Below are 13,518 nucleotides of genomic sequence, written 5' to 3' on the forward strand. Positions count from 1 at the left end.
AAGTTTTATTTCCGACCAAATCCTTACATAGTCAAGCGCACCCCAATCCAACCCGCTCTGGGCGCACCGGGCGCCACAAACCGGCGATCGTCAAAGCCCGGCAATATCTCATTGGCCTGCCCATAAACACCGAAAGAGTTGTAGTTCTTGTCGAAGATATTATCGACCTTGCCGAATACCGCAAAATTCTTGGTCACCTTGTATTCCGCCTTGGCGTTAAACAGCCAGTAACCGGCTAACGGCGCTGTGGAATTGGCCTCGTCGCCCCTGAAATACTTATTGCCGCTGTAGATGCCGTCAATGCCCAACGACACGCGCTGCCATAAATCGACGCTTACATTAGCCTTATAGATATGCTCGGGGATACCCGGAATTCTGTTGCCTTTGGTAACAGCCATCGCCTGGGTCGTATCCAGCGGGTTCTGAATATCAAAGCCATCCAAAAACCGGGCGTTTAAATAGGTATAGTTGGTCGACAAATGCCAGTCGTCAATCCCGCTGAACAGCTGCGGATAATTAACGGTCGTTCCCGCTTCTATGCCGTAGCGACGGGTCTTGCCTACATTGCTGAAATAGCCTTGACTGATAAGACCGCTGGCGGCATCTCGGCGAAAAATAATGTCATTGTGGTTGATGGTGTTGAAATAGCCCAGGTTCCATTTCAAATCCCCCTTGCCTAACAGCTCATCCAAGTCTCCCCTGAAACCGCCTTCCCAGGTTTTGGCGACCACCTGCTCCAGCGGCGGATCAGCCACAAACGAGTTGGGCAATTTACACGGAGCCGTCGGATCGGCACAGCTTAACTCCATCGGCGTCGGCGCACGGGCAGACTCGCTATAGCTGCCGTACACATTCAGGTTATCCCTGATTTGATAAGTCAATCCGGCAGAAGGATTAAGCCTGTCAAAGGTATGCGACCCGTCCAGGGTTTTTAAAGGATCCTTTATGTATTTATCTTCCATGTTGATGTGACTATAGTTGTAACGCCCGGCGATGGTCGCGGTCAGGTCATCGGTAATGGAAAAACTGTCGGTCAGGAATACGCCTACTGTTGAGGTATTGGTATGTAACCGGACTCTGGATTCATCGACAAGAACTCCGCTTTGCGTTGTTCCCCGCGTGTTGGTCAGCGAACCCAGCTCGGTGTCCGAACCGAAATGCGCCTCGGCATAATCGTAACTTGTACCTACAGTCAGGTTGTTTTTGTGCTTGAATAAGTCCGGGGCAAACGCCGTCTGCAACGTACCCCCACGGCTGCGCATATTGGTTTGGCTGGAATTGTTGGTCGCGCCTTTAACACCATCAACAGCATCAACATTCAAACCATTAATATCTGTAACAACTTGTTCGTCAACACCCGGATGCTGACATAATAAGCCTGCATTTCCAGGTAATGTGCAGTCATCATAATTACTGTTATCCCCATTAAAGGTCCTGATCCGGTTCTGCCTGAAATAAGCATTACCGCTCACTTCAATATCATCAGCCAGATCGTAGCTGCCCGCCAATTCGGAAAAGAACATCCGGGTGACAGTCTGGTCGGGATGGGTGAACACCGCCGCCCGATCTTGCTGCTGCAACTGGATCGGCGCAGCACCGTTACCCCGCATATTGTTATCGTTGCCGCCCAAGGTCAGGTCTAAAGAACCTTTATCGCCGCGCCAGCTCAAGGTGCCGAACGCCTGATCGGCTTTAGTCGGTGAAAAATCCCGCCACCCGTCTTCCTCAAAGTGATGCAGGTCTAAAAAATAGCCCCAGGTCCCGTTATTCCAACCGCTGCTTAATTCTTCCGAATGCCTGCCCCAAGAGCCGCCGTAAGCTTCAATCTCATGCTTGGGCGCCGAAAACCCGGTTTTGGTCTTGATCGATATGGCGCCGCCTAAACTGTTCAGCCCGTAAACCGGGTTGGAGCCCGGATATAAAGCCATCGAATCAATCGCCCCTTGAGGAATTAAATCCCAGTTAACCGTATCGCCAAACGGTTCGTTAAACCGGACGCCGTTAACATAGGTCGACAACCCTTGCGGCAATCCCAACAGCGGTGAAGCGACAAAACCGCGATAAGAAATATCAGGCTGCAACGGATTATTTTGCGCTTCATTGACATGCACGCTGCCCAGATAGCGGTTGATATAATCCGCCAGGGTGATGCTTTGGGCTTTTTCCAGCTGTTCGGAAGAAACGGTTTGGATATTCGCCGGTATTTTAGAAGCGGCAACCTGGCTGCTTTGCAGTGGCGTAACGCCGACAACGTCTATGATGCCCAGATCCAGCGGCTTATCCTTGGCCGACACGGCACCGGCCGCCGTCAGGCTTAGCCCGAGTAGTGTGCATGTCAATTTTTTCATTCTTCGCTCCAGATAAATAATACCGCCATCATAGCCAAACCCTTACTCAGGCACTAGACAGCGGCCGACAAAAGGAAATATTCCTATATCACTGAAAAGCGAACACAGGGGGCTCAAGGCAATCCACCACAAACAAACCCAAGTTATGGGTATTTGGTTATAATGCTTGGCGCACATTCCAAAACAAGCTGATGCAGGTAAACCTTATGACTTTAACAACAAAGACTGTAACTAAATTGCAACGCTATTTTGAAGACCAGGTAGACGCCATAAAATCCAGCGAAAACTATCAAAAACTGCTGGCGATGCCGCCGCTAAAACGCTGGGCGACACTCGCGGGATTATTCCTGTTGTCGCAGTTGGTGGTGTTCGGCGCTTTGTATTTAATTTTCGGACGGATTGTTGTTATCGGTTTTTTTGCCAGCATCCTGGCCGGACTGGCGACAGGCCTTGGCGCCTTGCCCGCCCTGTTTTTCAAAAACATTTCCCAAAACCTGTTCAACAGCATGCTCGGCGCTGCCGCCGGCGTTATGCTGGCCGCAACCGCATTTTCCCTGCTGGTTCCCGGCATGGCATACGGCAACCTGGTATCGCCGGGGAAAGGTATTTATATCGTATCTTTCGGCATGCTGATCGGCGCCCTGTTTTTGCATTACGCCGACCGCCAATTGCCGCATGTGCATTTTGAGTCAGTTTCCGATACTCACCTGAGCTCCCTAAAAAAAGTCTGGCTGTTCATCATTGCAATCACCATCCATAACTTTCCTGAAGGCATGTCGGTCGGCGTCAGTTTCGGTTCCGGGGAGATGAAAAACGGCGTGGTTCTGGCAATTGCGATAGCCCTGCAAAATATTCCCGAAGGCTTGGCCGTCGCCCTGCCCTTGGTCGGACTGGGCTACAATAAGTGGCGAGCCGTAGGCATTGCCACGCTAACAGGTCTGGTGGAGCCGGTAGGCGGCTTGCTCGGCATCACCATGGTCACCCTGTTCCAACCCATCCTGCCGATAGCCATGGGCTTTGCCGCCGGAGCCATGCTCTTTGTGATCAGCGAAGAAATCATTCCCGAAACCCATTCCAACGGTCGTTCGCGCTACGCTACATTTGCCTTAATGATCGGCTTCATCATTATGATGACTCTGGACAATATGCTGGGTTAATACCTTACCGAAATACTGCCGTTGCAGGGTGAGCTGTACGCACCTTACAACGGCGCATGCAGGAAAAACCGTTCCCCGGAAACAAAATGGATCATCTTCAAAGCTATTTACAACATTTTCTAACCTCACTGAGCACAGCACCTATTGTCGAAAATCTTCAAAGCTCTTTACAGCATTTTTTATCGTTGCTGAGCAACGGCAACTTTGGCGAAATATCAGCCACGGCAGCAACCAGTTTTGCCCTGATTGCTGCGGCTGAAATTGGCGATAAAAGCCAGCTGGTATGCATGACGCTGGCATCCCGGCACAGAGCCATGCCGGTTTTGCTGGGCGCTATCGCCGCCTTTGCCTTTTTAAACACCCTGGCCGTTATGTTTGGCATCGCCATTGCCAGCTGGCTACCGGCATACATTGTCGCGACAATCGTCGCGATCCTGTTCGCCGCCTTCGGCATTCATTCCTTACGCGTAGAAATGGAAGATGAAAATGAGGAAATTAAGGAAAAAAGCGGTCACAGCATTTTTTTCACCACTTTTTTATTGATTACCGTGGCTGAGTTCGGCGACAAAACCCAGTTGGCTGTTGTCGGTTTAAGCAGTACCGCTGCACCTATTGCCGTATGGCTCGGTTCGACAGTCGCGCTGGCCTCAACATCCGCCTTGGGAATTCTGGCAGGCCGCACTATTTTGCAAAAAGTCCCGTTGGTGTTGTTGCACAGGATCAGCGGAACTATCTTCCTGATGCTGTCGGTTTTTGCAGGTTATCGGGCTTATATTAGCTACATTGGACTGTAGACTGGAAACGCCTGCTACCCGGCAGCCCAAAATAGAACGCTGATGACGCTGATACTTATGATTAAATAAGATTTTTTCGATTATCCAGAAAAATCAGCTAATCGCCGTTTTCGAGTTATCGGTGTTGATCATAATCATCCGCGTCATCAGCGTTCCATTGCCTTTGATAGCCGAGTAGTTGCAGCCTTACACTCTTGGCATCTGTCTCAGCTTTTCAACAACCTTATCACCAAACTCTTCGGTGCTGATCATCTTAACGCCGCTGCCCGGCTTGGACAGATCGGCGGTTGAGTAACCGTCGCCAAACACGCCTTGCATCGCATCCCAGACATTCTTGGCTTCTGCTGCCATATCGAAGCTGTTTTCCAGCATCATCGCAACCGAGCCGATCATTGAGTAAGGATTGGCGATATTTTTCCCGGCGATGTCGGGCGCCGAACCATGTGACGGCTCGTAGTAGGCTTTTTCATCACCTATACAAGCGGAAGGCATCAAGCCCAGTGAGCCCAGAATACCGCCGCCCTGATCGCTGAGTATATCGCCGAACATGTTTTCCATGACCATCACGTCGAACTGGGTAGGCTTCAAGCACAGATTGGTCGCGGCCGAATCAACCAGTTGATGGATGACCTCCACTTCGGGGTATTCCTTAGCCACTTCATCGAGTATTTCATTCCACAAAACACTGGATTTCAGCACATTGCTTTTATGAATGTTGTGCAGCACTTTCTTGCGTTTTTGGGCAAGCTTGAACGCCTGGTGCAAAATTTGGCTGATTTGGTGTTCATCGTATTCCAGGGTTTCTTTGACATAACGCAAGCCCTGCTCGTTAATGCCGGTTTCCTTGCTACCGAAATACAGGCCGCCGACCAATTCCCGAACCATAATAATATCGATGCCCTCGCCGATAATTTCAGGTTTTAGCGGCGAGAAATGGGCCAAGGCTTTGGGCAGGAAAACCGGCCGAAAGTTTGCGTAGGTGTTGTAACGGCGACGCATCGGCAGCAACGCACCGCGTTCGGGTTGCTTATCAATGGGAATTGTTTTGGATTGCTCATGGCTCAAACCAATCGGGCCTTTAAGAATCGCATCGGCCTGGTCGCAAATATCGATGGTCGATTGCGGAAAGGCATCGCCGAATTCAAAATAGGCGCAGGCTCCGAAAGCTGCGGGCATCAGTTCGAAAGTAACATCGTTACGCTCTTCGATAAGCTTGAGCACTTTAATGGCTTCCCGAGTAATTTCAGGACCGATACCGTCACCGGCTAACACTGCGATTTTATAATTCTTCATTATGTACCTTTGCTGTCTGCTTAATATCTACGGAGTGAGATTTTTAAAAAACCGCTATTTTACTTTATTTTTTTTAATAAAGCCGGGCATACATCGCCCTAAAACAGTGTTTATTGCTACCCATCTCCAAATCGTTGGCTGAGTGCTGCTGTATATTGCTGCAAATTTTCAATTTGCTCCTGAAAAGTAGAGTCCGACTAGCCATTCAAGCGGCAGGCCCAATGCGTTACATATCCCTTTGATGCTATGGACTAAGCGCCGTATCCGTTTAAAATGGCCTCGTTCAATACCTACTGCATGGCGACAACATCGTTTTCCCGCTTTTTTAGCAAAAACACATCCGCATCCCCTAATGAAGACCGGAAACCAATCCATTTAACCATACAAAATTAAATGGATTGCTTTAAAATGATCGGTTTTCAATCACGTTTACCCCGACGGCATTGATTGGCAATCTTACAATTTCCCCCTTCCAAACAAAAATAATAAGAGACAGTTCATGAAGACCAATATGCCGGTAACCAATGTAGAGTATTCGCTTAAAGAGAGCGACTCCATCGTATCCAAGACTGACTTAAAAGGGATGATTACCGACATCAATGAGGACTTTCTTCGGGTTAGCGGATTTACCAAAGCAGAGCTGATCGGCTTTCCGCACAATATAGTGAGGCATCCGGACATGCCGCCGGAAGCGTTTGCAGATATGTGGAAGGCATTGAAAGAAAATCGCCCGTGGACCGGACTGGTAAAAAATCGCTGCAAAAACGGCGACTTCTACTGGGTGCTGGCCAATGCCACACCCTTTTATGAAAACGATCAGCTGGCCGGTTACATGTCGGTACGCAGCAAACCCAGCCGGGACCAAGTCACTGCAGCCGATGCCGCCTACCGGCTGTTTAAGGAAGGCAAAGCCGGCAATCTGAAAATCCAGGACGGAAAAGTCGTCAAATCAACTTTTTGGGGGAAATTCAACCCCTTCAATAACCCCACGATCAAAAGTCGTTTGGTAACCGTTATCGGCCTGCTGAGCATATTGATGATGATCATCGGCGGCATGGGCCTGCATGGCATGGACAAGGCCAATGACGGCTTGCGCACGGTGTATGAGGACCGCACGGTGCCGATGAACCAGATTTCCACTATCAAGGAACTGATGCTGACCAACCAACTGAGACTTACCGCTACCTTGGTTACGCCAACGCCCGAGGCGATCCGGAACAACACCGGTGAAGTAGAACAAAACATCGCGGAAATCAGCAGGATTTGGACGACCTACATGACCACCTACCTAACCGCCGAAGAAGAAAAGCTGGCCGACCAGTTCACCGCAGACAGAAAACTGTTTGTAGAGGAAGGTTTGAAACCGACCCTTGCTGCGCTGAAAGCCCATGACCTCGAACTCGCCAACAAGCTTGCTGTAGACAAGATTAACCCGCTTTTTAAACCCGCTAACGAAGATATCAAGCTTTTGATGCAATTGCAGGTCGATGTCGCCAGGCAGGAGTTTGAATTGGCGCAATCCCGCTATGACCGCACCCGTAACATCGGCATCGGCTTGATCGCGATGGGCACACTGCTGGCCTTATGGCAGGGCTTTCTTCTGATTCGTGTCATTGTGCGTCCGCTTGATGCCGCTATCAGCGATTTTGGCCGCATCGCCCAAGGCAACTATAACAACGCCATAGCTATTGAACGCCATGACGAAATCGGCAAGGTGATGGAAGCGCTTAAATCCATGCAGATCAAACTCGGTTTCGACGTTGCGGAAAGCAAACGCATTACCGATGAAAGCTTACGCATCAAAATCGGCCTGGACAGCTCCACGTCCGCGATCACCATATCCGGCACCGATACCCTGCTAATCCACATGACCCCGGCGGCCAAGAGTCTTCTTGCTTCGATAGGCGGCCCCGATTTCAATGTCGAAGGCCTCTACGGCAACAGCCTCTCCAAGCTGTTCAACAATCCGGAAGCTGCCGCCAAATTCGATCGCGCCGCACAAACCGGCGAAGACGTGGACTTGTTCTTTCAGGATCATCACCTCCGTCTGGCCGCCCGCCCCATCATTGGCGAAAGCGGCAACTCGCTGGGCCGGGTAACGCAATGGCTGGATCGCACCGCCGAAGTCGAGGTAGAACAGGAAGTGGCCGCCATTGTCCACGCCGCAGTCATGGGCGATTTCACCCGGCGCATTGAAATGCAAGGTAAAAAGGATTTCTTTAAGCAACTGGGCGAAGGGCTTAACGAACTGCTGGAAACCACCGAGAGCGGCATCAATGATGTGGTGCGCGTACTGGACGCACTGTCCCGCAGCGACTTGACCCAAACCATCACCAGCAACTATGCCGGAAGTTTCGGGCAACTCAAGGACGACGCCAATACCACGGTGGAAAAACTCAAGGAAATCATCAGTCAAATCAAGGAAGCGACCGACAGCATTAACACCGGCTCTAAAGAAATCGCCTCGGGCAATAATGACTTGTCGCATCGCACCGAGGAGCAAGCCGCCAGCCTGGAAGAAACTGCGGCCAGCATGGAACAGCTGACCTCCACCGTGCAGCATAATGCCGCCAACGCCAGCCAAGCCAACCAACTTGCCGTTGACGCATCCGATATCGCCGGTAAAGGCGTCGAAGTGGTCGGCCAGGTGGTTCGAACCATGGACGACATTAACGATTCGTCGCGCAAGATCGGCGATATTATTTCGGTCATCGACGACATTGCGTTCCAAACCAACATCCTTGCCCTCAACGCCGCCGTCGAAGCGGCGCGCGCCGGGGATCAAGGCCGGGGCTTTGCCGTGGTCGCCGTCGAAGTGCGCAACCTTGCGCAACGCGCCGCCACGGCTGCCGGAGAGATCAAAACCCTGATTGACGATTCGGTCATTAAAGTCTCCAGCGGCAGTCAATTGGTCACGCAAGCCGGTCAAACCATGGAAGAAATCGTCAATTCCATTCGCGGCGTTACCGTCATGATGTCTGAAATCAGCGCCGCCTCAACGGAACAGACGGCCGGTATTGAGCAGGTCAACCAGGCCATCACCCAGATGGACGATGTAACCCAACAGAATGCCGCACTGGTAGAGCAAGCCGCCGCCGCAGCGGAATCACTGGAAGAACAGGCTCAAAACCTGTCGGATACGGTAGCGCAATTCAAAGTGGACGGTTACTCTCGCAATGCCCACGGAGCCGTGTCTCAAGCCACGTCTTTTCATGCAACACCGCTACGCAAAGAAACGGTACAAGCGTCAAGAACAGTGGCAACCCAAAAACCGGCAGCAGCCCGTCATCAACCAATACAGCAGTCTTCCAGCGATGAATGGGAAGAGTTTTAGTTAAACACATTACCCGGCTTATTGGATGCGCTTCATACAGTGAAGCGCATCCATATTTCAAACGATGCGCCCTTCGAAAAGCTCAGGGCAGTCACGCTCCCTCCTCCGAACCACCTAAAGCGCCTGCTTTACCGGCAGTGATTCCGGCCTTGTTATTAATACCCATCCGGGATTAATACATACCTGATCCTTCAATTATGCAAGACGTTCAGCTCAATAGCGGATTTAACCCGATAGGTAACTGCACTTATTGATTGGACACGTTGAATTCTCTATCCTAAAGACCTCTGTACAACGCCAACCGATTTTTTAGATTAATGTATTTCGTCTTCGTGAAAATAAATGCCCGACTATGTTCAATTTCACTAAAAAATACAGCGATGCGCTGGCCGATGCGAATAAAAAAACCGCCGGAATAAGCGAAAAGTACGATGCCGCGATAATAAAAATCGAACGGCTTGAGGACGAATTATCCCAAAAAACAGATGAATTAAACCAAAGCTGCAAGGCCCAATCCATAATGGCTGAAGGTGTAAAAAAATGCGTTGAATCGCTTTACGCCGTTCAAAACCAACTGCAAGCCGTAGCGGCGCATTTAGACCTTTCAAACAAACGAATTTTTGAGTTAATGCAAAAAAACAAGGCGCTTAAATCATCAGGCGACGAGTGGTTCAGGCGTTCCATCAAACTGGAATTTGAAGTTTTAATAGCTAAGGACGAGCTTAAAAAAATCGAAAATGAACGTGATTCGGCGATAAAAATGTGCGAGCTTCTTCAAGCCGAGTTAATGTCCAACAGCCCAAGCAGAAAGCAGGGCTAACACCTCTACATCAGCTTAACACGCGACTCATCTCGCAAAATAACCCTGTTGAATAAAATGCAACGCCTGTTCTATAACAGCCTCACGTTGCATGATGAATGAATGCGAATAAGGCATCACCATAAAATCCTTCATGCCCGCCACTTGCGCCCGGCTTATCGACACGATGCCGTCGTTGACGTCGGGAATCAGCCGTGAAAACAAAGGATTGACGGTTTTATCGCCGGCAATAACCCCAAGCTGAAAATTCACCGGCCCCAGCCGGTTCGGCACGCTGTTGTTATCGGTGCCCAGCTGCAATACGGCCGGACCGCTTAAATAATAAAACAGCCGCCAACCTCCCAGTTTATCCATGACTTCGGTGCCTTGATTGGGCGGCGCCAGCATCACTGCTCGACCCAGTTTATCGATACTTTGGTCCGCCAAGTAAGCTCGCAGCAGAATGCCGCCCATCGAATGGGTCAGGAAATGGATTTTTTTAATGCCTTCCGACTCGCATTGTTTCAATGCCTGAGCTATGTATTTTTGCGCCAATGAACTGATGTCTGCGCTGCGCGAAGGATAATCGACATTGATGATTTTATAGCCGTAAGCCGCCAGCAGCTTGGCCGCTTTATTCATGCTGCGGCTGGTTCTGGACAGACCGTGCAGCAGAATAATCGCCTCCGAGCCCTTATCTATCGGTTTCAGTTTAGCTTTTAAATTTTCCATAACGCAGCAAAATGGCGGGCAGCAATAATAAGTTCAGCAACGTTGAAGAGGCCAAGCCGCCGATAATGATCGCCGCCATCGGCCCCATGATCTCGCGCCCCGGATTATCGCTGTTGAACGCGATCGGGAACATCGCCAACGCGGTGACCAGCGCCGTCATCAGGATCGACGGCAAGCGTTCCTGCGCACCCAGTACGGCGGTGTCCAAATTCCAGCTCTTGCCTTCGACTTCGACCAGATAGCGATAATGCGACAGCAGCATGATGCTGTTGCGCACGGTAATGCCGAACAGCGTCACAAAGCCCACGACCGAGCCGACCGACAAGGTGGCCCCGGTCAACACCACGGCGGCAACCCCGCCGATCAGCGCAAATGGAAGATTGGCGAGGGTCAGCAACATGTGCCGGATACTGCCGATCGCGATATAAATAAAAATCAGCACCCCGGCTCCGGCCAGCAGCGAATGCAAGATTAACTCTTTCCGCGCCTGCGCCTGTTCAATTGCCGCACCGGTGAACTCGGGATAAATATCCGCCGAGAACGGAATCTCCTTTAATACCCGCGCTTTAAGCTCCTCGACAAAAGCATCCAGATCCCGGTCGATCACATTGCCGGTCACGGTTTGCCGCCGCTGCGAGCCTTGATGGAGGATGTTGTAGCGGCTGGCCGAGTGCCTGATTTCCGCGACCTGGTCCAGCGTAATCACCGCGCCGTCCAGGGTCCTGATCGGCAACTTGGCTATCGATTCAGGCTGCTGTCTCAGCTCCGGCATCAAGGTCACCGCGACGTTATAGATTTTATTGCCCTGAATGTTCTTGCCGACCACCCGGGTTTCGTAAGCGGCCTGCAAAGTATCGACAACCTGGGCAGGCAACACGCCCCAGAAGCTGAGCTGGTCGAGATTCAGGTTGATTTGCAGCAACGGCGTGCCGGGCGGCGAGCGCAACTGCACATCGGTAGCGCCGTCTATATCGCGCATGATTTCAGCAACCACCTGCGCTTTGGCGTCCAGCTTATTCAGGTCATTGCCGTAAATATTAACCACCACCGGCGAGGTGTAGCCGGAAATAGTCTCATCGACCCGCTCCGTCAAAAAAGTGTTGGCTTCAAACAAAATACCGGGGAAACCGACCAGAATCGCCCGCAGCCTGTCCTTAATCTGCTGCTGCTCCGCGCCCGACATCGGCTCCAGCCGCACTTCATACTCGCTGTAATGGCTGCCGTAAGTATCGGCGCCCCGTTCCGCCCGCCCTGCCCATTGCGATACCGATTGTATGCCGGGAATAGTCATAAACTGTTCGGTCAACTTGCTGCCGATTCTGATCGATTCCTGCAACGAAGTGCCGGGAATGCTGGTGGTGTGGACGATATAATGCCCTTCGCGCAATTCGGGCAGGAACTTGCTGTCGAGGCTGAAAAAGGCCAGCAAGCCTGACAGGCAAACAATAACGCTGCCGATAACCACCGGTTTAAAATGTCTGGAAACCGTGCCCAACAAATCCTTGTAATGCGGCTTGATGCGCCTGATCAGCGGCGGATCGTCATTGGCAAGATCGGCCTTACCCAGCAACGCATAGCACAGCGCCGGTGTTAAGGTCAGCGCCACCAGCAGCGACATTAAAATCGCCAGAATGTAGGAATATCCCAACGGCGCAAACAAGCGCCCGGCAACGCCGTTCAAGGTCAACAACGGCACAAAAACCAGCGCGACGATAAAGCTGGCGTAAACCACGGAGCTGCGCACCTCCAGCGATGCCCTATAAACCACATCGGCTACCGGCAGCGGCTTGGCTAACAGACGGTTCTCCCGCAAGCGCCGGAAAATGTTTTCGGTATCGATAATCGCATCGTCAACCACCTCGCCCAACGCGATAGCCAAGCCACCCAACACCATGATATTGAGATTAACTCCGCTTTCCAGCAGCACAATCACTGCACCAACCAACGACACCGGAATGGCCAGCGCGGAAATAAACGCGGTACGAAAATTAAACAAAAACAGGTACAGGATAATCAGCACGAACAAGCCGCCGATCAGCAAATGCCCGGACAAATTGCTCAGCGAGCGTTCGATATAATCGGCGGGACGAAACAAGTGCGAGTAAAAATTAATCGCCTGCTTGTTGAAAATAGGCTCGAACTCGTGCAACGTCTGCTCGACTTGCCGAGACACCGACAAGGTATTGGCCCCGTATTGGCCGATCACCATCATCACGATGCCGGGTTTGCCCATGATTTGCGCCGCACCGATCGGCGGTTCCGGCGCATAGCCAATCGTAGTGACTTCGCCCAACGTAACATTGCGCCCCTGATCCCGCTTGACGATAATCTTGGCGAATTGTTCCGGCGTGGCGGGCTGCCCCGTCACCTGCAAAGTGAAACGCTGGTTGTCGTTTTCGATAAAACCGCCGCCCTGAATATTTCCGGCCTTTGAGGCGGCCAAAATAATATCCTCCAGCGTCAGGCTAAAGCGATGCAGTTGCAGCGGGTCGACCTGGATTTGCAATTGCTGAATATCGCCGCCGAACACGTTAACATCGGCAACGCCCGGAACAGCCTTCAAGCGCGGCACTATCGTCCAGTCGACCAGACTGCGCAACGCCATCAAATCGGTTTGGTCGTCCTTGTTTAAACCGATCGTTAAAACCGTTGCGGAAGACGAGGACAGCGGTATCGCAACCGGCGTAATGCCCTGCGGCAGCAGGCCCGATAGCGTGGTCAAGCGCTCACTGATCAGCTGGCGATTACGATACACATCGCTGTTTTCGACAAAGGTCGCGATAATAATCGACAGGCCCTGGATGGATTCCGAGCGCACCGACTTCATGCCGATCAAGCCACTGATCGAGGTTTCGATTTGCTGGGTCACCAGCACTTCCACCTGCTCCGAAGAAAGGCCGGGCGATTCGGTTTGGATGATGACCTGTTTCGGGGAGAATTCAGGAAAAATATCCAGACCCGCCGTGGCGAAACGATAGCTGCCGTAGAGCAGGATTAATATCGCAAGCGCGATAACGATGCCGTAGAAACGGATGGAGAAGCGGACGAGTGTGGCTAGCAT

Annotated in this window: 8 protein-coding genes; 4 read left to right on the forward strand and 4 right to left on the reverse strand. The window is 51.5% G+C overall.

Going from position 1 to position 13,518, the window contains the following annotated elements:
* Positions 1 to 23: 23 nt before the first annotated feature.
* A complete protein-coding gene (locus METTU_RS17655) occupies positions 24 to 2,348 on the reverse strand; it encodes a TonB-dependent receptor (protein WP_006893233.1) in 2,325 nt (774 codons plus the stop codon).
* Positions 2,349 to 2,554: 206 nt separating this feature from the next.
* Here METTU_RS17655 and METTU_RS17660 point away from each other — a divergent pair, with 206 nt between their 5' ends.
* Both METTU_RS17660 and METTU_RS17665 read left to right on the forward strand, forming a co-directional pair.
* On the forward strand, positions 2,555 to 3,505 hold the full coding sequence (locus METTU_RS17660; protein ID WP_006893237.1) for a ZIP family metal transporter: 951 nt from the start codon (positions 2,555 to 2,557) through the stop codon (positions 3,503 to 3,505).
* An 86-nt stretch (positions 3,506 to 3,591) separates the two neighbouring features.
* Positions 3,592 to 4,299, forward strand: a complete 708-nt coding sequence (locus METTU_RS17665) for a TMEM165/GDT1 family protein (RefSeq protein ID WP_006893238.1) — start codon at positions 3,592 to 3,594, stop codon at positions 4,297 to 4,299.
* A gap of 186 nt (positions 4,300 to 4,485) precedes the next feature.
* On the opposite strand, the gene leuB is transcribed toward METTU_RS17665, so the two are convergent.
* Positions 4,486 to 5,592 carry a 3-isopropylmalate dehydrogenase gene (gene leuB, locus METTU_RS17670; RefSeq protein ID WP_006893239.1) on the reverse strand — a complete coding sequence of 369 codons (1,107 nt, stop codon included), beginning with the start codon at positions 5,590 to 5,592 and terminating at the stop codon, positions 4,486 to 4,488.
* 499 nt (positions 5,593 to 6,091) lie between these two features.
* Between leuB and METTU_RS24870 the strand changes: the two genes are divergently transcribed.
* Complete coding sequence (locus tag METTU_RS24870) at positions 6,092 to 8,926, forward strand: methyl-accepting chemotaxis protein (RefSeq protein WP_006893241.1); 2,835 nt, start codon at positions 6,092 to 6,094, stop codon at positions 8,924 to 8,926.
* Positions 8,927 to 9,278: 352 nt separating this feature from the next.
* Entirely contained in the window at positions 9,279 to 9,746 is a 468-nt protein-coding gene (locus tag METTU_RS17680) for a hypothetical protein (RefSeq protein WP_006893243.1), read from the forward strand.
* A 27-nt stretch (positions 9,747 to 9,773) separates the two neighbouring features.
* On the opposite strand, the gene METTU_RS17685 is transcribed toward METTU_RS17680, so the two are convergent.
* Positions 9,774 to 10,457, reverse strand: a complete 684-nt coding sequence (locus METTU_RS17685; RefSeq protein WP_006893245.1) for an alpha/beta fold hydrolase — start codon at positions 10,455 to 10,457, stop codon at positions 9,774 to 9,776.
* Entirely contained in the window at positions 10,438 to 13,518 is a 3,081-nt protein-coding gene (locus METTU_RS17690; protein WP_006893246.1) for an efflux RND transporter permease subunit, read from the reverse strand. Before METTU_RS17690 ends, METTU_RS17685 begins: the two co-directional genes overlap by 20 nt.

Origin of the sequence: Methylobacter tundripaludum SV96, from assembly GCF_000190755.2 — a bacterium.
Classification (GTDB): Bacteria; Pseudomonadota; Gammaproteobacteria; order Methylococcales; family Methylomonadaceae; genus Methylobacter_A; species Methylobacter_A tundripaludum.